Origin of the sequence: Hydrogenophaga laconesensis (assembly GCF_031457235.1) — a bacterium.
GTDB classification, from domain to species: domain Bacteria; phylum Pseudomonadota; class Gammaproteobacteria; order Burkholderiales; family Burkholderiaceae_C; genus Hydrogenophaga; species Hydrogenophaga laconesensis.
The window spans coordinates 440,961-463,342 of sequence record NZ_JAVDWE010000001.1; the positions used below are offsets into that span (position 1 = coordinate 440,961).

The 22,382-nt window shown below is 66.1% G+C and carries 20 protein-coding genes and 1 tRNA gene; 9 read left to right on the forward strand and 12 right to left on the reverse strand.

What is annotated here, in order from left to right:
• Positions 1-5 precede the first annotated feature (5 nt).
• The 3 genes from J2X09_RS02140 to J2X09_RS02150 all read right to left on the reverse strand — a co-directional run bounded on the left by J2X09_RS02140 (position 6) and on the right by J2X09_RS02150 (position 2,786).
• A complete protein-coding gene (locus J2X09_RS02140) occupies positions 6-518 on the reverse strand; it encodes a tripartite tricarboxylate transporter TctB family protein (RefSeq protein WP_204731700.1) in 513 nt (170 codons plus the stop codon).
• A 176-nt stretch (positions 519-694) separates the two neighbouring features.
• Positions 695-1,654, reverse strand: a complete 960-nt coding sequence (locus J2X09_RS02145; protein WP_204731701.1) for a Bug family tripartite tricarboxylate transporter substrate binding protein — start codon at positions 1,652-1,654, stop codon at positions 695-697.
• A gap of 115 nt (positions 1,655-1,769) precedes the next feature.
• A complete protein-coding gene (locus tag J2X09_RS02150) occupies positions 1,770-2,786 on the reverse strand; it encodes a porin (protein WP_204731702.1) in 1,017 nt (338 codons plus the stop codon).
• 138 nt (positions 2,787-2,924) lie between these two features.
• Here J2X09_RS02150 and J2X09_RS02155 point away from each other — a divergent pair, with 138 nt between their 5' ends.
• Genes J2X09_RS02155 through J2X09_RS02165 form a run of 3 tightly spaced genes read left to right on the forward strand, consistent with a single transcriptional unit; the run spans position 2,925 to position 5,517 of the window.
• Positions 2,925-3,608, forward strand: a complete 684-nt coding sequence (locus tag J2X09_RS02155) for a response regulator transcription factor (protein WP_204731703.1) — start codon at positions 2,925-2,927, stop codon at positions 3,606-3,608.
• A gap of 56 nt (positions 3,609-3,664) precedes the next feature.
• On the forward strand, positions 3,665-5,059 hold the full coding sequence (locus J2X09_RS02160; protein ID WP_204731942.1) for a sensor histidine kinase: 1,395 nt from the start codon (positions 3,665-3,667) through the stop codon (positions 5,057-5,059).
• Positions 5,056-5,517, forward strand: coding sequence for an Hsp15 family ribosome-associated heat shock protein (locus tag J2X09_RS02165; protein WP_204731704.1), 462 nt, complete (start codon positions 5,056-5,058; stop codon positions 5,515-5,517). The genes J2X09_RS02160 and J2X09_RS02165 overlap by 4 nt, the downstream gene beginning before the upstream one ends.
• 10 nt (positions 5,518-5,527) lie before the next feature.
• Here the strand turns inward: J2X09_RS02165 and J2X09_RS02170 are convergent, their stop codons facing one another.
• The 8 genes from J2X09_RS02170 to cysS form a co-directional block, all read right to left on the reverse strand.
• Positions 5,528-6,439 carry an EamA family transporter gene (locus J2X09_RS02170; RefSeq protein WP_204731705.1) on the reverse strand — a complete coding sequence of 304 codons (912 nt, stop codon included), beginning with the start codon at positions 6,437-6,439 and terminating at the stop codon, positions 5,528-5,530.
• Positions 6,440-6,475: 36 nt separating this feature from the next.
• A complete protein-coding gene (locus tag J2X09_RS02175; protein ID WP_204731706.1) occupies positions 6,476-8,239 on the reverse strand; it encodes a tetratricopeptide repeat protein in 1,764 nt (587 codons plus the stop codon).
• Positions 8,240-8,364: 125 nt separating this feature from the next.
• A tRNA-Ser gene (locus J2X09_RS02180) sits at positions 8,365-8,457 on the reverse strand.
• A gap of 53 nt (positions 8,458-8,510) precedes the next feature.
• A complete protein-coding gene (locus J2X09_RS02185) occupies positions 8,511-9,791 on the reverse strand; it encodes an aspartate kinase (protein ID WP_204731707.1) in 1,281 nt (426 codons plus the stop codon).
• Positions 9,792-9,880: 89 nt separating this feature from the next.
• Positions 9,881-10,819 carry a tRNA lysidine(34) synthetase TilS gene (tilS, locus tag J2X09_RS02190; RefSeq protein ID WP_310307530.1) on the reverse strand — a complete coding sequence of 313 codons (939 nt, stop codon included), beginning with the start codon at positions 10,817-10,819 and terminating at the stop codon, positions 9,881-9,883.
• Between the two features lie 43 nt (positions 10,820-10,862).
• Positions 10,863-11,849 carry an acetyl-CoA carboxylase carboxyltransferase subunit alpha gene (locus tag J2X09_RS02195; protein WP_204731709.1) on the reverse strand — a complete coding sequence of 329 codons (987 nt, stop codon included), beginning with the start codon at positions 11,847-11,849 and terminating at the stop codon, positions 10,863-10,865.
• A 42-nt stretch (positions 11,850-11,891) separates the two neighbouring features.
• Positions 11,892-12,539: a DNA-3-methyladenine glycosylase family protein gene (locus J2X09_RS02200; protein ID WP_204731710.1), complete on the reverse strand. Its 648-nt coding sequence runs from the start codon at positions 12,537-12,539 to the stop codon at positions 11,892-11,894.
• Entirely contained in the window at positions 12,539-13,924 is a 1,386-nt protein-coding gene (cysS, locus tag J2X09_RS02205; RefSeq protein WP_204731711.1) for a cysteine--tRNA ligase, read from the reverse strand. The genes J2X09_RS02200 and cysS overlap by 1 nt, the downstream gene beginning before the upstream one ends.
• A 272-nt stretch (positions 13,925-14,196) precedes the next feature.
• On the opposite strand from cysS, the gene J2X09_RS02210 reads away from it, so the two are divergent.
• From J2X09_RS02210 to J2X09_RS02235, 6 genes are all read left to right on the forward strand, one after another.
• Positions 14,197-15,267: a nuclear transport factor 2 family protein gene (locus J2X09_RS02210; RefSeq protein ID WP_374726477.1), complete on the forward strand. Its 1,071-nt coding sequence runs from the start codon at positions 14,197-14,199 to the stop codon at positions 15,265-15,267.
• Positions 15,268-15,377: 110 nt separating this feature from the next.
• Entirely contained in the window at positions 15,378-16,751 is a 1,374-nt protein-coding gene (locus J2X09_RS02215; protein WP_310307235.1) for a L,D-transpeptidase family protein, read from the forward strand.
• Positions 16,751-17,353: a peptidylprolyl isomerase gene (locus J2X09_RS02220; RefSeq protein WP_204731713.1), complete on the forward strand. Its 603-nt coding sequence runs from the start codon at positions 16,751-16,753 to the stop codon at positions 17,351-17,353. Before J2X09_RS02215 ends, J2X09_RS02220 begins: the two co-directional genes overlap by 1 nt.
• A 2-nt stretch (positions 17,354-17,355) precedes the next feature.
• A complete protein-coding gene (locus tag J2X09_RS02225) occupies positions 17,356-17,862 on the forward strand; it encodes a peptidylprolyl isomerase (RefSeq protein WP_204731714.1) in 507 nt (168 codons plus the stop codon).
• 29 nt (positions 17,863-17,891) lie between these two features.
• A complete protein-coding gene (locus tag J2X09_RS02230; protein WP_204731715.1) occupies positions 17,892-18,710 on the forward strand; it encodes a UDP-2,3-diacylglucosamine diphosphatase in 819 nt (272 codons plus the stop codon).
• 20 nt (positions 18,711-18,730) lie between these two features.
• A complete protein-coding gene (locus J2X09_RS02235) occupies positions 18,731-19,579 on the forward strand; it encodes a M90 family metallopeptidase (protein ID WP_204731716.1) in 849 nt (282 codons plus the stop codon).
• A 3-nt stretch (positions 19,580-19,582) separates the two neighbouring features.
• Here J2X09_RS02235 and J2X09_RS02240 read toward each other — a convergent pair whose 3' ends face one another.
• Complete coding sequence (locus tag J2X09_RS02240; RefSeq protein WP_204731717.1) at positions 19,583-22,291, reverse strand: DUF349 domain-containing protein; 2,709 nt, start codon at positions 22,289-22,291, stop codon at positions 19,583-19,585.
• Between the last annotated feature and the right edge of the window lie 91 nt (positions 22,292-22,382).

Genomic DNA, 22,382 nt, shown 5'->3' on the forward strand with positions numbered 1-22,382 from the left:
CGCGTTCAGATCCAGCCGCTGGCGGTGATGCCCGGCAGGTTCACCGCGAGCAGCTTGGTGAACAGCCAGTACACGGGCGCGGCGATGAGGATGCCCGTGACCGCGTCCTTCAGCGTCTGACGCAGATCACCGGCAGGCTTTCCCTCACTGGCACGCAGGCCGCGAACCGCGAGCACGAAGCACAGACCGCAACTCAGGATGAAGCCGATGGTGGTGATCAGCGCGGCATTGAGCAGCACGCCGGCCGAGACCCAGGCCAGCGCCCGCCAGTCGCCACGCGGCGCCCCCGAGGGCTCTTCCATGTTCCGGTAGCCACCGGTGAGCGCTTCACGGATCAGCATCACGCCGCAGAGTGCGAGCGCGGCACTCACCACCCAGGGCAGGAAATCAGGGCCGACGCCGGCGTAGCCCGCATCAGAAGGAATGGCCAGGGCGCCGAACGCGAGCACGCCAGCCACCGCAAGTGCGCCAATGCCCATGGCCAACTGGCCCGAATGGTGAATATTGGGTTTGGGCATGGGTTTCAACTCCATGGAGTACTTTCAAAAGGGTGAGTCAACAACCGGAGCGAGGCCCCATCCAGAGGCATCAAGGGTCCGGCTCCGCCGGCCCGAAATGCCGTCCCCCCTCCCAGCGCCGCAGGCGCGCCAGAGAGGGGGGAAGCCGCAACGCGGCGCAGGGGGGTGCTCCGATCTCACACCATGCCGGCCCGGACCATGGTCGCGCGCAACGAGGAGAAGTCCTTGTCCACGAATTCGTCGAAGGCCTTGCCGGTGAGCAACGCGGGTGTCCAGTTGTTTTTCTCGACCGCGGCCGCCCACGACTTGCTCTGCGTGGCCTTGACGACCATCGCGGTCAGCGCATCGCGCTGGGCCTGGGTGATGCCGGCCGCGCCGTACACGCCACGCCAGTTGCCGATCTCCACGTCAATGCCCTGCTCTTTCAGCGTGGGCACATCGATGCCCTTGACGCGCTGGCCCGACGTGATGGCGATCGGGCGCATCTTGCCGCTCTCGATGTACTGCTGGAACTCGCTGTAGCCGCTGCCTCCCACGGTGACATTGCCGCCGAGGATCGCCGCCGTGGCTTCACCGCCCCCTCGGAAGGGCACGTAGTTGATCTTCGAGGCTGGCACGCCGACGATCTGCGCGATCTGCGCGGCCGCGATGTGCTCGGTGGCACCACGCGAACCGCCGCCCCACTTGATGCTGCCCGGGTCCTTCTTCAACTGCTCGACCACGTCCTTCATGGTCTTGTAGGGCGAGTTCGCTGGCAGCACGAAGACGTTGTATTCCGTGGTCAGACGCGCAATGGGCGTGAGCTGCGTGACGGAGACCGGTGGCTTGCCGGTGATGATGCCGCCGAGCATCACGGCACCCATCACCATGAGCGCGTTCGGGTCACCCTTGCTCGCGTTGTAGAACTGGGCCAGGCCGATCGCGCCGGCCGCGCCGCCCTTGTTCTCGTACGTGACGGTGGCCGCCACGCCCGCGTCCCGCATGGCGTCACCGAGTGCACGACCAGTGCCATCCCAGCCGCCCCCGGGGTTGGCCGGAATCATCATCTTGATGTTCGCATTGGCCCACGCGGCATTGGGCAATGCACCGGCGGCAGCGAGTGCCGCCAGGGATTTGAGGAAGGTGTCGCGACGCATGGCTTGTCTCCTTGGATGTGGCTGAACCGATGGGCGTATCTTCTGCCTGCACGCTGTCAGTTCGCTGTCCATCTCATCAGTGAAAACCCTAGGGCACACCCTGCGCCGCGCGTGCTTAGAAGCGGTGGCGGATACCGACCTGGATACCGCTGGAGCTCTGCCCGGCCACCGGGTTGTTGAAACCCAGCGCGGACGCCGTGTCGTTGGACACCGCCGTGATGTGGCCGTACAGCGCGGTGCGCTTGGACAGGTTGTGCGTGGCCTGCAGCGTGTAGATCCTGGCGTCGTCGCCGGCAGCGGCCGAGCCATTGACGTTCTTTGCCTGCGCCGCACCCACGGCCAGCACCGTGTTCTCGCCGACCTTGAAAGCCGCCGCCAGGCCGAACAGCTTGAGCTTCTCGACTGCCTTGTCCTCGATGTCGTAATAGCCGGTCAGCTTCACGGGACCGAAGTCGTAGGCACCCACGAAGAGCAGCGCGTCCTTGCCCTGCTTGCCGGCCAGCACGCCATCGGCATCAGCCACCTGCATCAGCGACAGGCCCAGCGTCCATGGGCCTTGCGCGTACAGGGCGTGCGCGCTGACCTGCTTGCCGAAGTCCGCGCTGGTGTTGGTGCTGGCGCGCTCCTCACCCAGGCTGTACTGGAGCTGGAACACCGTATTGGCCACAGTGGGCGAGACATAGGTGATGGCGTTGTCCACGCGGTTGTAGTCGCCGTTGCCGATGATGGGGACCACGCTCACCACGTCGTACACCTTGGTGCCGATGATGCTGGCGATATCGTCCATGGGGGTGTACTGGCGCCCGAGGCGCACCGTGCCCCAGTGGCCGCCCAGACCCACATAACCCTGGCGGCCGAACAGGCGGCCGCCCTGGCCCAGCGTGCCCGTGTCGGCGTTGAAGCCGGACTCGAGCAGGAACGTGGCCTTCATGCCGCCGCCCACGTCTTCAACGCCGCGCACGCCCCAGCGCGATCCGAACATCTGGCCCGAGGTGACGCGCGTGAGCGAGGTCGCGCCCTTGACGCGCTCGAGCGCGACGTCGACCACGCCATACAGCGTCACCGAGGATTGCGCACTCGCCAGACCACTGACCAACCCCAGGGCCGCGAGGGCCGCTGCCTGCTTTTTCATGATGTCTCCTGAAGTGAATGGAAGTGGCCATGCTCTTGTCGGGGGCTGTCAGTTCGCTGTCCAACGGATCGGGACAAACCCTAGGCGCGGTGCCGGGGCGCACCGGTGGCGTCGCGCGCCGTGCCCATAATCGGCGCCATGAAGTTGCTCCTGATCGAAGACAACGCCACGATGCAGACCACCTTGCGGCGCAGCTTCGAGCGGCGCGGCATGCAGGTGCTGGGCTGCGACGACGGCGCCCGCGCGCTCACTCTGTGGCAGGCCAGCCTGCCCGATGCCGTGCTGCTCGATCTCAGCCTGCCGGGCATGGACGGGCTGGAGGTGCTCAGCCAGGCGCGCGCGGCGGGCCTGAAGACGCCCGTGATCGTGCTCACCGCGCGTGGCACGGTGGGCGACCGCATCCTCGGACTGAACACGGGCGCCGACGACTACATGCCCAAGCCCTTCGACCTCGACGAACTGGAGGCGCGTGTGCGCGCTCTGGTGCGCCGCTCGGGCAATGCCGACAGCGCCGCATCGCCCCCTCGCGGACCGGTGTGGTGTGGCATGCACGTGGACAAAGACAGTGGCGCCGTGTACTTCGGTGGTGAGCCGATGGAACTGGCGCCGCGGGAGCTCGCGATGCTGCATGCGCTGCTTGGCAAACCCGGCCATGCCATCGCCAAGGAACGCCTGTTCGAACTCGTGTTCCCGGGCGAGAGCCAGGTGCAACCCGAGGCGATCGAAGTGGTGGCCTACCGGTTGCGCAAGAAGATCGCACACACGGGCGCGCAGCTCGTCACGCTGCGCGGCCTGGGTTATCTGCTGAAAGCCAGCCCGTGAAGCCCAGGGTCGATGCCACCCGGCCACGCGCGGCCTCGCTGCGCCGCACGCTGCTCATGGGCATCCTGCTGCCGGTCTTCGCCTTCGTGCTCATCAACACCGTCGTGCTGTACCGGCAGGCCCTCGACGCCGCCGACACCGCCTACGACCGCACCCTGCTCGCCACCGCGAAATCGCTCGGTGAGCAGTTGCGCGTGACCGGCTCGGGCAACGATGTGATCGTCGAATCCACCCTGCTCTATTCCGCACTCGAGGCCTTCGAGGCCGACAACCGCAGCCGCATCTACTACCGGGTGAGCGGGCTCAAGGGCGAGATGGTCTCGGGCTTCGACGACATGCCCGCGTGGCGGCGCGACATTCCCCAGAAGAACCTCTATGCCGCGCTCGTGAATTTCTACGACGACGAATACCGGGGCGTTCCGGTGCGCATGGCAGTGCTGCTGCAACCCGTCTCCGGTGTGTACGAACAGGGCATGGCCACCATCCAGGTTGCCGAGACGCTGGAACTGCGCCAGACCCTGGCACGGCAGATCCTGATCGACACGCTGTGGCGCCAGGCCGCGCTGGTGATCGTCATCGCGCTGGTGGTGGTGTTTGTCGTGCAGCGCGCCACACGGCCCGTGCGTGCGCTCAGCCAGGCCCTGGGCATGCGCAGCGAAAACGACCTCTCGCCACTGGGCACCGAAGGCGCGCCGCGCGAACTGCTGCCGCTGCTGGACGCCACCAACCAGCACATGCAACGGCTGTCGCACCTGCTGGAACACCAGAAGCGGTTCGTGCGAGACACCTCGCACCAGCTGCGCACACCGCTGGCCGTGCTCAAGACGCAGGTGCAGTCGGCACGGCGCGGCGATGTGCAGCCCCAGCAGGCGCTGGAGGAAATCGGTCACACGGTGGAACGTGCCACCGAACTGGCCAACCAGATGCTGGCATTGGCCAAGGTGGAGCAGTTGCGCCAGGACGGCAAGCCACCCGTAACGGAATGGTCGGCCGTGCTGCGTGCGGTGGCGCTCGATCTCTCCGCTCTCATTGCCGAGCGCTCGCTCGACTTTTCCATCGACACGCAGCCCGCGCCGGTTCAGGCGCACGAATGGGCGCTGCGCGAACTCAGCCGCAACCTGCTGCACAACGCTATCAAGAACACGCCGCCGGATTCGAGTCTGTCGGTCGTGCTCGTCGCGGACCGGCAGACCGCGGCACTCACCATCCGCGACCAGGGCCCGGGCATCTCATCCACGTTGCGACAGCGGCTGTTCCAGCCCTTCGCCACCGGTGGCCCGCATCAGACCCCCGGCCTCTCCGGTTCGGGTCTGGGCCTGGCCATCTGCCGTGAGATCGTGCTGTCGCTCGGTGGCGACATCGAGTTGGACAATCGCATGCTTCACGGTCAGGTTGTCGGACTGGATGCCACCGTCCGGCTGCCACGGGTCCATTCGACATCACCTGCATGAAAACCACCAACGACGACGGCAACAGCCAGAAGATCCGACTCGACAAATGGCTCTGGGCCGCGCGCTTCTACAAGACCCGCAGCCTGAGCAGCGAGGCCATTGACAAAGGCCATGTGCGCCTCAACGGGCTGCCCGTGAAGCCCTCTCGCGACGTGAAACCCGGCGACACCCTGGAACTGCGCATCGGGCCCGACACACGCACCGTGGCTGTCCGGGCCGTGAGCGGTGTGCGGGGACCGGCGTCCGTGGCCGCCCTGCTCTACGAGGAGACGGCCGCCTCGCTCCAGCAACGCGCCGAAGCGGCCGAGCGCCGCCGGCTGGCCCCCGAACCCGCCCACAGCCAGCCCATGGGACGCCCCACCAAGCGCGACCGGCGCCAGATCGAAGACCTGCGCGGCACCGCGCCGCGGGGCGAATGGAACGACCGCTGGAGCGCGTCGCTCGACGACCCGGACTAGGCTCGAGCCTTCAGCCCTTGCGCAGCCCCAGCCACATCACCGTGGCCACCACCACCAGGCCACCCGCCACCTGCACCGATGCAATGGACTGCCCGAGGATTGCCCAGGCCAGCACCAGCGCGAAGATCGGCTCGATGTTCATGATCGCGGAGTTGCCCACCACGCCGAGCCTGGGCAGCACGGTGAACATGATGGTGAACGCTGTGCCGTAGAGAAATGTGAGGCCCAGCAAGCCCCACCACCCGGTGGGCGCGGTGGGCAGGGCCAGGCCGCCTTGCGCGGTGGTCGCGATCAAGGCCATCACGGCCACGATCCCCATCGTCGTGGCGGTGCGCAGCCGGCCATCGAGATCGCCCGTCTCGTGTTGCGTGAGCACCAGCGCCATGCCGAACGTGGCCGCCGCCGCCAGTGCGAAACCCACGCCCACGCCGATGCGCGCCCAGTGACCGGACGCGCCCAGGCCCGAGGCCGCCCCGAAGACATCCAGCGCGAGCGCGAGACCGGCGAGCATCACCGGCATGGCGCGCAGCACGCGCGGCTGCGGCCGCTGGCCGTAGAACACGCGCGCCCACAGCGCCGTCCACAGCGGATACGTGTTGAAGGCCAGCAGCGCGAGCGCCACCGGCAGGCGAGCCACGGCGGCGTAGAGGCACAGGCTCTGCACGCCCACCAGCAGGCCGATGGCGGGCAAGGCCTTGCGGTGCCTGGGCTGCAGGCTCACCGGCACTCGGTAGACCAGCAGGATTCCTGCCACCACCAATGCCGTCACGCTGCTGCGAAAAGCCACCGCCGTCGCCACACTCACACCGTTGTCGAATGCCAGGCGTGCGGCGACGTGGTTGGCGCCCATCATGAAAGCGATGAGCAACAGCGTGGCGAAAGCTGCGCGGCTCAGCGAACTGGCGGTGGTCGGGTTGGTCATGTCGTCGAAAGATGCAGCCAGGTCGGTTGACGGGCCTCAGCGCAATTGCTGGCCGAACAGGTAAGTCATGTTCACGCGTCGCGACTCGTATCCCTCGCGGAAGCGGATGGTGTCGGTCTCGTGAAACAGCGCCGAGTTGAACAGCACAGCCCGGTTGCAGCGGTGCGGCACCGTCACGCAACCAGCGTTGTGCCGCTTCAGGTAGTCGTGGATCAACGCGCTGTCGGCGTTGTACTGCATGAAGGTCCAGTCCGCCGGTGCAGGCACGTCATACACCTTGAGGCCACCGCTCTCGGGATCCAGATTGTTTTCGCCCGGTGCGATCCAGAAATTCAGATTCACCTTGGCAAAGTCTGCATGCACGTTGATGCCGCGTGTCACCGCAGGTTCGTACTTGAACCCCCAGAGCTGCGTGAGCAGGTAGTCCTTGAACACGCGCGGCATGCGCTGCCTGAGCTCACGCGCGAGCTGCAGATGCACGGGGCTGCTGAATCCCCGGTTGGCGAATGCCCCCAGGTAGTTGTTGGCGTACTCGCCGTGCCACACACGCGAGGCATGGGCGAACTCCTGAAGGGCCTTGAGCGCGGGCAAGGACAGGAAGTTGTCGATGGTGAGGATCTCGGGCGTGCCCGCCAGGTAGGCCGCCTCGAGCGCGGGCCAGTCGTTGTCGGGGTTGAGCACGTGCGGCATGTCGGCTGGCATCTCGAGCACCCACGGTGCGCACAGGAACGCCTGCATGCGCCCGAGTTCCGTCGCCGACAACCGCACACCTGCAGCGCCCACCAGACGCTCGTCGTCGCTGGCCCGCTGCAGGGCGTCGGCTCCTGTCTTCAGGAAATCGGCCACCCCGGGCACCGCGTGGCCATGCTCCCGCAGCCAGGTGGCCTGCTGCACATCGTGCCGCAACCGGAACACGCTCATCGTCAGGCCGGACTTGCGCAGTGCCGGCGCGCCGAAGTTCGACTGCAGGTAGACGGCCAGACTTTTGCGGCCGGTGTCGATCACGCGCGGAATGTTCACGCTGTCGCTGAGCACGGTGGCCGCCAGGTTCGTGTGTGCTGACACGAGGCCAGGCTCCAGCGCCAGCGCCTGTTCAAAGCTGGCAATGGCGTCGGGGGTTCGGTCCAGCAGCTTGAACGCGTTGCCCTTCTCGGTCCAGGCCTGGGCGTGCTTCGGGTGTGCGTCGATGGCGCGCTGCGCCTGCACGAGCGCCTCCTCGTACCGGGCGAGGTCGATCAAGGCGTTGCTGAGGTTGCTCAGCACCACGGGGTTGGTCGGTTCGTTGGCCAGGGCCTGGTTGTAGTTCTCCAGCGCGTCTTCAGTCCGGCCCATCATCTGCAGCACGTTGCCCCGGTTGCACAGGAGTGCCGTGTGCTGCGGGTGGGCCGCGAGGGCCTCGTCGAAACAGGCCAGCGCCTCGGGCAACTGCCGCAACTTCTTGTACAGCAGCCCCAGGTTGATCGCAATGTCGGCATCGTTGGGTTGCAAGTCGAGGGCCTGACGGTATGCGGCCAGCGCATCGGCATGGCGGCCAATCTGCTGCAGCGTGTAGGCCAGGTTGTTCTGCGCATCGGCATTGCCGGGGTTGACCTGTGCGGCACGCCCGAAATGCAGGGCGGCCTTCTCGGTGTCACCGGCCTGCGATTCGAGCAACCCCAGGTGATAGAGCACGGCGAACTCGTTGGGGAACTGCCGCAGCACGCCCTCGTACAGCGCGCGTGCCTGCTCCAGCAGGCCTTGTGAGTGGTAATGCACCGCCAGCCGCATCTGTTCGGCGGGCGCCAGGGTGGCAGCGTTCATCGCAACGATCCTTGACGGAGAAAGCAGCGCACACCACAAGCCGAACAGGCGGCGCATGAAAAAGCCCCACGGGGTGGGGCTTTGGTTCCAGAAGCCCGCGCAGGGCGCCTGGCAATCAATCAAACTGGCGGAGTGAGAGGGATTCGAACCCTCGATGAGGCTCTACACCCCATACTCCCTTAGCAGGGGAGCACCTTCGGCCACTCGGTCATCACTCCGGAAGCTGCGTATTATGCCTCAACTCTTCGAGGCATTCGCGCAGGCGGAGGACTCAACCAGTGATGGTGTCCGCGGTGCGGTCCAGATCGAACTCACGGTGCAGCGAGCGCACAGCCAGCTCCATGTACTTCTCGTCGATGACGACGGAAGTCTTGATCTCGGAGGTCGAGATCATCTGGATGTTGATGCCTTCCACGCTCAGGCACTTGAACATGCGGCTGGCCACACCGACGTGGCTGCGCATGCCGATACCGACGATGCTGACCTTGCAGATGCGCGCATCGCCCACCACCTCGGACGCACCCAGCGCAGGCACGACCCTGGTCTTGAGCAGGTCCAGCGTCTTCTGGAAGTCGTTGCGGTGCACCGTGAAGCTGAAATCGGTCTTGCCGTCCTTGCTCAGGTTCTGGATGATCACATCAACCTCGATATTGGCCTCGGCCACCGCACCGAGGATCTGATAGGCGATGCCAGGGGTGTCGGGCACGCCGAGCACCGAAATCTTGGCTTCGTCGCGGTTGAACGCAATGCCGGAAACGACGGCTTGTTCCATGTCTTCGTCTTCCTCAAAAGTGATCAGGGTGCCGGAGGCGGCTTCTTCATTCAGGTCGATGTCCCAGGGCGTGAAGCTGGAGAGCACGCGCAGGGGCACCTTGTACTTGCCAGCGAATTCCACCGAACGGATCTGCAGCACCTTGCTGCCCATGCTGGCCATCTCCAGCATCTCCTCGAAGCTCACACGCTCCAGGCGGCGTGCCTCGGGCACCACGCGCGGGTCGGTCGTGTACACGCCGTCCACGTCGGTGTAGATCAGGCATTCGGCGGCCTTGAGCGCAGCCGCCACGGCCACCGCCGAGGTGTCGCTGCCACCCCGGCCCAGCGTGGTGATATGGCCATCAGGGTCCACGCCCTGGAAGCCGGTGACGATGACCACCTTGCCGGCAGCCAGATCCGCACGGATGCGCTGGTCGTCGATCGATTCGATGCGCGCCTTGGTGTACGCGCTGTTCGTCTTGATGGGCACCTGCCAGCCGGCATAACTCACCGAGCCCAGGCCTTCGGCCTGCAGTGCAATCGCCAGCAGGGCGGAGGAAGCCTGCTCGCCCGTGGCGGCAAGCATGTCGAGTTCGCGGTTGTAGGCGCTGTCGGTCTTGCCCGGTGCCAGTTCCTTGGCCAGGCCGAGCAGGCGGTTGGTTTCCCCGCTCATGGCGCTGGGCACCACCACGAGCTGGTGGCCAGCACGGTGCCATTTGGCGACACGCCTGGCGACGTTGCGGATGCGCTCGGTCGACCCCATGGAGGTGCCGCCGTACTTGTGAACTATCAAGGCCATCGGGAAAGATCGGATTGGGTTGATTGCGCCGCGCAAGCGGTCGTGCGCGCGGTGTGCCGGGCACTGGGGCCGCTCAAGGCAACCGCAAATTATACCGAGGACGCATAACGCAAGCACCCGCCCTCGCGCGTCACGAATCCGTTGGCCACCTTGAGATGGATGCGGTGACCACGGGTGGTGCAGGCAGCGATCTGGTCGAGCAACTCGTCCAGTTGCGCGGCGCTGGCCGCCACATCCGCATCGGTGCGCAGCCAATGCCTCAACGCATTGACCTGCCGGTCGCGCGAGAGCTGCTGCAACGCGGCGATGGCTGGCGGCGTGCCCGTCTGGGCGAGGTCGATCGCGGCCAGTTCATCGAGCAGCCGCTGTGCCTGAGCCGCGTGGGCCGCGCTGCGCGCGAGCATCGCGCGAAACCCTGGAAAACACGCATCCCAGGCGGGCATCAGCCGGGCCCGGATGCGGTTGCGGGTGAAGCGCTCGTCGGCGTTGCTCGGGTCGTCCACAAAACCATGGCCTGCATCACCCAGCCACGCTCGCAACGCAGCGGATGGCACCGCGAGCAACGGGCGGCCGAACACCTGGCCATGCCGCTCGAAACGTTCGGCCATGGCGGCCAACCCAGGCATGCCCGCGCCACGGCTGAGCGCCAGCAGAACGGTTTCGGCCTGGTCATCGGCATGCTGCCCCAGCAGCACACAGCCCGCGCCCACGTTCTGGGCCATGTGCGCCAGTGCGATGTAACGCGCCCGGCGCGCCGCGTCTTCCGGGCTTTCGCCTGTGGCATGTGCAGCCTGCACGTGTTCGACGCGGCAGGCAATGCCGTGCCTGGCACAGAAGTCCTGGGCATGTGAGACGAACCGGTCCGCCGCCGCCTGCAACCCGTGGTGGACATGGAGCGCAATCACCTGGCCAGGCCAACGGTGGTGGGCGGCCAGCAGCAAGGCGGTGGAATCGGCACCCGCGCTGTAGGCGACTGCAATGGGCGCGGCAGGCTTCACAAAGCCCTGGCGCCCGCACCACGCGGCCAACGCCTGATCGCAGGGGTTGGCCGGGGCTGGCGAGGTGCTCACCTCAGCGCTTGTCCTTGCTGTCGGCCTTGGTGTCGGTGAATCGGCCGTAGCTGTTGAGGCGCGCGTAGCGGCGATCCAGCAGCTCCCTGGTCTTGAGGTCCGTCACCTGGCGCCAGGCATCGCCCAGCGCGCGCTTGAGGAAAGCGGCCATCTGACGGTGATCGCGGTGCGCGCCACCCACGGGTTCGTTCACGATCTTGTCGACCAGGCCCAGCGCCTTGAGGCGGTGGGCGGTGATACCCAGTGCATCGGCGGCATCGCTGGCGCGGTCGCTGGTCTTCCACAGGATGGAGGCACAGCCCTCGGGGCTGATGACGGAGTACACGGAGTACTGCAGCATGAGCACCTGATCGGCAACCGAAATAGCCAGCGCGCCACCCGAACCGCCTTCGCCGATGATGGTGGAGATGATGGGCACCTCGAGCTGGGCCATCTCGAAGATGTTGCGGCCAATCGCTTCGGACTGTCCGCGCTCTTCGGCGTCGATGCCGGGATAGGCGCCGGGCGTGTCCACGAACGTGAAGACGGGCAGCTTGAACTTCTCCGCGAGCTTCATCAGGCGCAACGCCTTGCGATAGCCTTCGGGCTTGGTCATGCCGAAGTTGCGCAGGCCGCGTTCCTTCGTGTCACGGCCCTTCTGATGGCCGATCACCATGCAGGGTTGGCCATTGAAACGCGCCAGACCGCCGACGATGCTCAGGTCGTCCGCGAAATGGCGGTCACCGTGCAGCTCCTGAAAGTGCGTGAAGATCTCGCGCACATAGTCCAGCGTGTAGGGCCGGTCGGCGTGGCGGGCAATCTTGGTGATCTGCCACGGCGTGAGGTTGCTGTAGATGTCCTTGGTGAGCTGCAGGCTCTTGCCTGCAAGCTGTTCGATCTCCTCGGAGATGTCGACCGCGGATTCCGTCTGCACGTAGCGCAGTTCTTCGATCTTGGTTTCGAGTTCGGCAATGGGTTGCTCGAAATCGAGAAAATTCTTTTTGGCCAAGGTGGGCTCCTTTGGTCTTGTGGCAACGACGTCCCGGTGCGCTCAGTAACTCACCGGCAGCGGATCGAGCGACCGCCAAATATACCAAGTTGCCACGCTGCAGAAAGGGGCCCAGGAGTTCGCGACCTCGCGTATCTCGCTGCGGCTGACCGGCTCGCCGGAAAAATAGGCATGGCTGATGCCATTCTGCAAACCAATGTCGTCCAGCGGTAGTACGTTGGGCCGCATCAAATGGAAGATCAGGAACATTTCCGCCGTCCATCGGCCAATGCCACGAATGGCCACGAGCTCGGCAATGATGGCCTCGTCGTCCATTTCGGCCCACTGGCTGACGTGCACCTGATCGTTCGCGAAATGCAGGGCCAGATCCACCAAATACTCGATCTTGCGTGCCGACAGCCCTGCCGCGCGCATGTCGTCCACCTTGAGCTTGAGCACCTGGGCGGGCGCCATCTTGCGGGGCAGCTTCTCGAAACGGTCCCAGACCGACTGCGCGGCCTTCACAGAGATCTGCTGGCCCACGATGCTGCGCGCCAGCGTGACGAAGGCATCGCCCCGGGACTGCAGGCAAGCGCCGCCATACTGAGGGATGAGCTTCTTCATCACCCGATCGCGTTTCATCAGATGGCGACAAGCGTCCACCCAGTAACCGGGCGCATCAGGGCTGGGATCGGGCAGAACGGTGGCCATCAACTGCGCTCCCAGGTGGTACCGGCAGGTCCATCCTTGAGCGCGATGCCCTGCTCCAGCAACTGCTGGCGGATCCGGTCGGCCTCGGCGAACTCGCGCGCCTGCTTGGCGGCGGCACGCTTCGCGATCAGGTCCAGGATGGCCGCTTCCTCCAGCCCGCCTTGCGCACCGCCCCCTTGCAGGTACGTGGCGGGGTCGGACTGCAGCAGACCCAGCGTGCCTCCCAGTGCGCGCAACAGTCCGGCCAGCGCGGCGTCCTTGCTGCGGTTGATTTCACCCGCCAGGTCGAACAGCACGGCCATGGCTTCGGGGGTGCCGAAGTCCTCGTCCATGGCCGCACGGAAACGCTGCGCGTGAGGCTGACTCCAGTCGATCTGGTCCAGCGCGCTGGGGGGCACCTGCAACAAGGCGGTGTACAAGCGCTTGAGAGCCCCGCGCGCATCGTCCAGATGCGCGTCGCTGTAATTCAGTGCGCTGCGGTAGTGCGCACGCAGGATGAAGAAGCGAACCGTCTCGGGGTCGTACTTCGCCAGCACTTCGCGGATGGTGAAGAAGTTGCCCAGGCTCTTGGACATCTTTTCGTTGTCCACCCGCACGAAGCCGTTGTGCACCCAGAAGCGCGCCAGGGGTTTGCCCGTGGCACCCTCGCTTTGCGCGATCTCGTTCTCGTGGTGCGGAAACTGCAGATCGGCACCGCCTCCATGGATGTCGAAGGTCTCGCCCAGTGTGCTGCAGCTCATCGCCGAGCACTCGATGTGCCAGCCCGGTCGGCCGGCGCCGTAAGGGCTGCTCCACTTGGCCTCTTCGGGCTCTTCGGGTTTGGCGGACTTCCAGAGCACGAAATCCAGCGGGTCGTTCTTGTCGCTGCCCACCGCAACACGCTCACCAGCACGCAGGTCATCGAGCGACTTGCCCGACAACTTGCCGTAGCCGGAAAACTTGCGCACCGCGTAGTTCACGTCACCGTTCTCAGCCTGGTAGGCAAGTCCCTTGCGCTGCAGGGTATCAATGAGCGACAGCATCTGTGGCACGTATTCGGTGGCACGAGGCTCCAGACTGGGAGGCTCGATGCCCAGTGCCCCGATGTCCTGGTGCATCGCGGCGGTCATCTCGTCGGTGAGTGCGCGCAACGTGATACCGCGCTCGAGCGCCCGCTTGATGATCTTGTCGTCGATGTCGGTGATGTTGCGCACGTAGGTGACGCGGTAGCCGCTCACCCTGAGCCAGCGCTGCACCACATCGAATGCCATCATCATGCGGGCGTGGCCGATGTGGCAGAGGTCATAGATCGTCATGCCGCAGACGTACATGCGCACATGACCGGGTTCAAGGGGCTGGAAGTCCTCCAGCCGGCGCGACAGGGTGTTATGGATTTTCAGGGTCATGGAGCGATGGCAGGCACGGGGTCAGATCGGCACTCGGGGGCAGAAAACCGGCGTCGGCAGGCATGTGTGGCACCCTCCACACAGCGAGCCCCGTGGGTGTTCCATACAGTCTGGCGTGGCCTCTGGAACCGGACCCCTCAGATACAATCCTCCAGTATATCCAGCCCCCCATCAAGAGCTGCAATGCCCCATGGGGGTATCCGATCAACGACACACTGGCTCCATCCCGATGGACGCCCAGCCTTGCTTCCCGAGGTCCCATGTCCCGCCACGTGAATACACAGCTCCCTCGAAGCGGTCGCATCTCTACAGCCTCCCAGGGGTTCGCGCCACGGCTGCGCCAGTTGGCGCTGGCCACCCTGGCAGCGGTGAGCCTGAGTGGTTCACCGGTCTGGGCACAGGGCGACGACTACGCAGAGGTCAATCGCCTGGTGCGGTCCGGCCAGCTCAATGAGGCCATGCTCAAGGCCGACCAGTACCTCGCCAGCAAGCCGCGCGACCCGCAGATGCGGTTCCTCAAGGGCGTGATCCAGACCGAGAGCGGAAAGTCGTCCGACGCCATCGCCACTTTCGCCAAGCTCACGGAAGACTTCCCCGAGCTGCCTGAACCCTATAACAACCTTGCGGTGCTCTACGCAGGGCAAAGCCAGTTCGACAAGGCGCGTGCCGCGCTGGAAATGGCCATCCGCACCAACCCGAGCTACGCCACCGCCCACGAGAATCTCGGCGACGTGTACGCCAAGCTGGCCAGCCAGGCCTACAGCAAGGCCCTGCAACTCGATGCGAACAGCCCGGGCGTGGCACCCAAGCTCAGCCTCATCCGCAATCTCTTCGCCGGCGACCCCCGCGCAGCCCGGACGGCCACGAACACCGTGGCAACTGCTCCTGCGGCGGCTGCACCCGCCGCACCGGCGCCCAAGCCAGCCGCTCCGGTTGCCGCCGCCCCTGCGCCCACCCCCGCAGCCGCACCGGCGCCCGCCCCGGCACCGGCTGCCAGCGTTGACGCCCAGCGCGAGGTCGAAGCCTCCGTCACGGCCTGGGCCAATGCCTGGTCTTCCAAGAACGTGCCCTCCTATCTGGGCGCGTATGGTCCTGGCTTCACGCCGCCTGGCGGGCAATCGCGCTCGGCCTGGGAAGCCGAACGCCGCTCGCGCATCGAGCCGCGCTCGCGCATCGGCGTCAACATCAGCGACATGAACATCACGGTCAACGGCGACCGCGCCACCGCGCGCTTCCGCCAGGACTACACCTCCGACAACCTGAACATCACCAGCCGCAAGACCCTCGATCTGGTGAAGAGCGGTGCACGCTGGCTGATCGTTCGGGAATCCACGGGTTCTTGATGGGCGGTCGGCGATTCGCGCAACGGGGCCATGCCAGCCTCACGACCGAGTTGCTCAGGCCGGTAGACGGCCTCGCTCAGGGTATGGTGCCCCGCAGGCGAGCGCTCGCCGTGGCGACCTTGGTCGCTGTGGCCGCGTTCGTGGCCGCGACATGGCTGTACGGCCCGACGCCCCGGCACGACGCCCTCCCTTCGTCCACGGAAGCCGCCCCGGCACCGAGCATGCTCGACAACGCCGTGAGCCGCGTGCAGGAAGCAGTTCGCTCGGTGGCGCCACCCGCCTCCGGTCTGACGCCGGTGGCCTTGACGGCAGCCCGCCTTCAGGAAGCCGGTCCGCTCATGGGCGCGGCCGAAGCCAGACTGATCGAGATCTACCAGCTCATCGGCGCCGCCCGCCACCGCGAGGCCCTGAAGCAGGCGGAAGCCCTGGTGCGCGCGCATCCCAACTTCCAGCTCGCTCATCTGGTGCACGGCGATCTGCTGAGCCTGCAAACCCGCCCCGTGCGCCAACTGGGCGACGTACCCGACACCAAGGCGATGGCGGCATCCGCACAACTCAGCGCCTTGCGCGAGGAATCCCACCGCCGGTTGCTCGCGCTGACCGAGCGCCCACCCGAAGGCAGCGTGCCGACGCAGTTCCTCACGCTTTCGCCGCAAAGCCGCCACGCAATCGCCATCGACGCCTCACGCTCGCGGCTGTACCTGTTCGAGAACCTGAACTCCGCGCGCAATGCCATCGCTGGCGACGCAGACCGGCTGCCTCGGCTCAAGCTGCTGGGCGATTTCTACATCTCGGTCGGCCTGTCGGGTATCGAGAAGACACATGAGGGTGACAAGCGCACCCCGCTGGGCGTGTACTACATCACCAGCACCCTCAACCCGGCCGATCTGCCCGATCTGTATGGCGTGGGCGCCCTGCCGATCAACTACCCCAACCCGCTGGACGTGCAGCGCGGCAAGACCGGCAGCGGCATCTGGCTGCACGGCACCCCGAGCGACCAGTTCGTGCGTGCACCACAGGCCTCCGATGGTTGTGTGGTGTTGTCCAATCCCGACCTGCAACGGCTGCTGAACACGGTGCAGATCCGCACCACGCCGGTGGTGATTGCGTCATCGCTCCAGTGGGTGCGGCCCGAAACGCTGGCGGAAGACCGGGAGCAGTTCCAGTCCGTCCTGGAAGCCTGGCGGCAGGCGCGCGGAGCCGGCAAGGCCGATGAACTCAAAGCGTTCTACTCCACCCGGTTCATGCACCAGGGCCGCGACCTCTCCCAATGGTGGCCCCGCGTCGAAGGCGAGTTGCGTGCGAACGGCGGACGCGAGCTGCAGATGAAGGATTTGTCGGTGCTGCACTGGCGCGATCAGGACGACACCATGGTGGTCACCTTCGGTGAGGTGGCCGTCGGCCAGAGCCGGGGCGTGACCAAACGCCAGTACTGGGTCCGCGAACAAAATCGCTGGACCATCTTTTTTGAAGGAACGATCTGATGACACTCACCTCTCTCCAACCGCGCCGTCGCGTGGCGATCTTCCTGGCCACCAGCGTCGCGGTCGCGGCCCTGCTTCCGATGGCCGCCAGCGCCCAGGGAGCGCTCGCTCCGAGGGTCAAGCTGGGCACCTCCCAGGGTGATATCGTGGTCGAGCTGTACCCGGACAAGGCGCCCAAGACGGTCGAGAATTTCCTGCAGTACGTGCGTGACCAGCACTACGATGGCACCGTGTTCCACCGCGTGATGAGCAACTTCATGATCCAGGGCGGGGGGTTCACCGCAGACCTTCAGCAGAAGCCCACGCGGCCGCCCGTTGCACTCGAAGCCACCAATGGCCTGAAGAACGATCGCGGCGCCATCGCAATGGCACGCACCTCGAATCCGAATTCGGCTACCTCGCAGTTCTTCATCAACGTCGTGAACAATCCGAACCTCAACGCCCCCATGCCCGACGGCTACGGCTACACGGTCTTCGGCAAAGTCGTCGGGGGCATGGATGTCGTGGACAAGATCCGCGCCGTACCTGTCGGCAACCAGGGCATGCACCAGAACGTGCCTCTCGCTCCCATCACCATCCTCAAAGCCACTCTGGAGAAATGAACATGGCCAACCCAAAAGTCGAACTGCACATCGCCGGACAAGGCGTCATCACGCTGGAACTCGACGCAGAAAAAGCCCCGGCTTCCACCAGCAACTTCCTGGCCTATGTGAACAAGGGTCACTACAACAACACGGTGTTCCATCGCGTGATTCCCGGCTTCATGATCCAGGGCGGCGGCTTTGAACCGGGCATGAACCAGAAGCCCACCGACGCACCGATCACCAACGAAGCCAACAACGGCCTGAAGAACGACACCTACACCGTGGCCATGGCGCGCACCAGCGATCCGCATTCCGCCACGGCGCAGTTCTTCATCAACGTGACCAACAACGGCTTCCTCAACCACACCGCGCCCAGCGCACAGGGCTGGGGCTATGCGGTCTTCGGCAAGGTCATCTCGGGCAGCGAGATCGTCAAGAAAATCGAAGGCGTGCCCACAGGCCGCAAGGGTTTCCACGATGACGTGCCCAAGGAAGACGTCGTGATCGAGAAAGCCGTCGCGATCTGATTGGCAGGGCGCACGCGCCCTTGCCCCGCATGAACCACAACCACTTCGACCGCTTCGCCGAATGCCTCGCACCTGCAGGCTGGCAAGCGGTCGATGTCATTTCGGACCTGCATCTGCAGGCCGGCGAGCCCGAGACCTTCGAAAACTGGGCGGCCTATCTGCGTTGCCCCGCTCATGACCGGGCCGATGCGCTCTTCATCCTGGGCGACCTCTTCGAGGTGTGGGTCGGCGACGACGTGCTCTCAGCCAGCGCAGCGGAATCTCCTGACCATACCTTCTGGCGCACCTGTGCTGCCGCCCTACGGGCCTTCAGCGCCCACGTCCCGGTGTACTTCATGCCCGGCAACCGGGATTTCCTGCTCGGACCCGCCGCCCTGGACGCCTGCGGCATGGAGCGCCTCGATGACCCCACCGTGCTGGTCTTCCAGAACCGGCGCTGGCTGCTCAGCCACGGTGATGGGCTGTGCCTGGATGACACCGACTACCAGCGCTTTCGCGCGCAGGTGCGCGACCCGGCCTGGCAACACACTTTTCTTGCACAACCGCTGCCTCAGCGCGAAGCCATCGCGCGCGATCTGCGCGCACAGAGTGAGGCGCGCAAGCGCGCGACGGGCAACGATCCGGCCCTCTGGGCCGATGTGGACACGCAGGCGGCGCGGGCCTGGTTGACGCACGCGGACGCTCACACGCTGATCCACGGCCACACCCACCGCCCAGCCACCCATTCGCTCGGCGAAGGCCTTCAGCGTGTCGTGCTGAGTGACTGGGAGATGAGCGCACCCACTCCCCGCGCCGAGGTGCTGCGGCTGGATGCACAGGGCCTGCATCGCCGGTCCCTGATTCCCTGATCCGTTTCCAGTGCGACTGCATGCTTGATCTGCTCCAACGCTGGCTCCCCCGTGCGCTGCGCCGACCTGCTCCGATACCCGATGCCCTGTGGAACGCCGCCGTCGCGCAACACCCCTTTCTGAAAGCGCTGGATGTCTCGGAACAGAAGCGGTTACGGCTGCTCTGCACCCACTTCCTGATCGAAAAGGAATTCCACGGCGCCCATGGCCTGTCCGTCACCGACGCCATGGCGCTGGCGATCGCGGCCCAGGCCTGTCTCCCGTTGCTGCACATGCACGCCCTTTCGGGTGAGCCGGTGCGTGACCCCCTGCGCCTGCTCGACTGGTACAACGATTTCGTGGGCATTGTGGTGCAACCCGGTGCCGTAGTCGCCCGGCGCAAGACCACCGACGTCGCAGGCGTGGTCCACCACTACGACGAGGTGATCGCTGGCGAGGCCATGGACCGGGGACCGTTGATGCTCAGCTGGGAAGACGTCGCCCAGGCCGGCGAGCGTGCGGCGCAAGGCCACAACGTCGTGATCCACGAGTTCGTCCACAAGCTCGACATGCATGGCATGCCAATGGGCGACTCGCCTCACGGCGCGCCGCCGCTGCCCTCGGGCTTCATGGGCACGCGCGACCGCAGCCAGGCTCACGCGATCTGGCAACGGACCATGCAGCAAAGCTACGAGCGCTTCCACGAAGCGGTGGTGATGGCCGAACGCTTCGGCGGCGAAACACCGTGGCTGGATGAGTACGCCGCGAAAGACGCCGCCGAGTTCTTCGCCGTGACCTGCGAGGCGTACTTCGTCAACCGGGAACGCTTCGCGATCGAGTTTCCCGAATTGATACCGCTCTACGACGGCTTCTTCCGGGCAGCGCGCTGACGTTCAGCGGCGCAGCAGCACCTTCAGCACATTCTGCAGACGGCGTTCTGCAGCCGCGTCGAATGAAGAGCCCAGCACCGATGCCACATCTTCCACCCAGGTATCGGCCGGCGCAGCGGCATGTCGGCGCGTGAGCAGCTGGAGCTGCAACAGGCGGCGATCGCTCAGATGCTCGGCCGGTGTCGGCACCTCGGCGGCCATTTCCAGGCGCAGAAGCGTTTCACCCGACAAGGGGGCCGCAGCCTTGCCCAGGGCGGACGCCCAGGCCGCGCGGCTGGAGGCGCTGACGCGTGAGCCCAGGGCCTGCGCGGTGGGCAGCTGCTCCGCGTCGCGTTGCTGCCATGCGGTCATGAGCTGTGTGAGCACCTCGCCATGTGCCTGTGCAGCGAGCTTGCGCAGGCTGGCTTGAGCGCCCTCGATCGCCTGCCGCTGCGCGCGGAATGCCGCGTCACCCAAGCGGGGGCCGCGAGGCTCGCGCTCTTCACGCCAGGGGGCCGCACCTCGCGCATCACGTCCACCGCGAGCATCCGGCCGACCCGGCGCTCCATCGCGCCGGCCATCCACGCGGTCGCCGCGACGGGTATCGCGGCCATCGCGCGAGGCGGGCTCGGACTTCTTCATGCCTGGTCGGTCGTCGCCACGCACCGCCACCAGCTTCCTGGGTGGCGCAGCCGGCTTTGCGGAAACGGGGGATTCTGCCGGCGCCACATCGGCATCGGCTTCAGGGATGGTTGCAGCGGCTTCAACAGCCGACCGCGCAGCCGCGGCCTCGGGCGCAGCTGCTGCGGCCGGCGCGGCCGCCTGTCCTGCGAGAGCGGCTTCCAGCTCGCTCATCGCGGCCCGGATGCGTTGCGCATCGCCACTGGCACTTGCTGCATCCAGGGCACGGGAGGCGTCCAGCACGCGCTGGTCGTGTGCGCTGAGCGCACTGGCGGCTTTCTCACGCTCGCTGCTCTTGCGCGCAAAGGCCTCGTCGATCGGCTGGCGGAAGGCTTCCCAGAGCTTCTGTTCGTGCTTGCGTTCCAGCGGCACGGCATGGGCTTCGGTCTGCCAGCGTTGCTGCAGCGCCTTGACGGCCTCGATGCGCAAGACAGGCGCAGCTCCCAGCGCAACCGCCTCGTCGATCAGCGCCTTACGCCGCGCGGTGCTCTCGCTCTGCGCCGCCTCGAGGCGTTCATGCGCCTTGTGCATCGCATCCTTCCAGACCGGCTGGATATCGGCAAAGGCCTTTTCGCTCAGGTGGCCCGCTTCGCGCCAGCGTTCGGAGAACGCATGCAGTTCACGCACCTGAACCTTCCAGTCCGTGCTGTCCGCGTGTGCCAGTGTCCATGCCCTGAGCTCTTCGATGATGGACAGGCGTTGGGCCTTGTGCGCCTCACTCTGCTGGCGCACCTGCACCAGCCAGGCTTCCACCACCTTGTGCGCTTCCGTGCAGGCTTCGTCAAAGCGCCTCCAGAGGGCATGGTTGGGCTGCCCCCCCTGGTCGGTGGTCTTCCACTGGTCACGGAGGCTGCGCAGGGTCTCCTGCATCTTGCGGCCACCCAGGCGCTGGCCTTCGGGCGCCTGCAGCAAGGCTTCCGCCTTGGCCACGAGCTCTTCGCGCAACTGATCAGCGCGCCAGCGCTGCCAGCCTTCGAGTTCACCGGCCTGCCCCAGCGCGGCCTGAGCACGCGCGTCCAGCGCTGCGGGCACCAGCCGGCCGACGCTCTTGAGCAGTCCACGCACGTCGGCCGCCGCCTTGGGCGTGGCCTTGCCATGGCCTTCGGCAAGTTCACGCTCCAGCACCGTCAGCGCCTGTTCAAGCTCGGCCGTCGCACGGACGCGTTTTTCCTTTTGAGCCTCGGTGTCTTGTGCCGCCTTTTCGGTGGACGCTGCCACGTCCTGCCCGCGCGCGGCGCGCAGTTCATCGGCCCACACCGGCACGGCAGGCAAGGGAGCCTGCGGGTTGGCGTCGGCGGCCACGGTCTGCGCGAGTGCAGCCTCGAAGGCGTCCCATACCAATTGCAATTGCTGGCGCGAAGCTTCGAGCATGGGCGGGAACTTCACATCCACGCTGGGCCACTGCGGGTCCTGCGAGAGACCACTCGCCTGCTGCTGCCATTGGCCTACATCGGTGCGCAGCGTCTCGGCGATCTGCTGCGCATCGCGCCAGGGTTTGGTGGACAGCACTTCGATGCGCTGGGCAATGAGCACAGCGGCTTCCCGCTCCACCTGCACGCGGTGCTGCAGGTCTTCGATGGCCTTCACCCGCTCACCGAGCGAGTGGCGGAGCGCAGCCAGCGGCTCGCGTGAGAGGGGTGCGCCCGCACGGGCGGCATCGCGTTGCCAGGCCAGGGCATCGGCCAGGTTGAGACGTGGCTGCGCGATCAGGCTCTCGGCCTTCTGCGCCCATTCCACCGACATCTGCTCCTGGGACTTCTGACGCTTGAGCTCGTCGAGCTTTTCCTTCAGCGGCTTGGCCGCTCCCCGGTCGCGGTGCGAGAGTTCCTTGAACACCTCGTTCATCTGCTCCAGTGCAGGCCCGGTGGCCAGCCATTCACGCACACGCGCGGCGCGCTCGCCCGAGGTGGGCGCAGAAAATGCGCCACCCGTCAGGGCGTCCAGGGGGTGGGCAGCATTGGCGCTGGCCGGCTTGGGAGGCGGGGGCGTGTTCACGGCAGATTCGGAGGCGTTGGACGAAGACGGGTTTTTTCGCAGGGAAAACAGCGACATGGAAAGGGCGATTCGGTCGATTCGGATGCCTGCGCCACGGCGGCGCGGCCAACGCGTATTGTCGCCGCAGTTGGCGCGCTCCTGGCCCAAG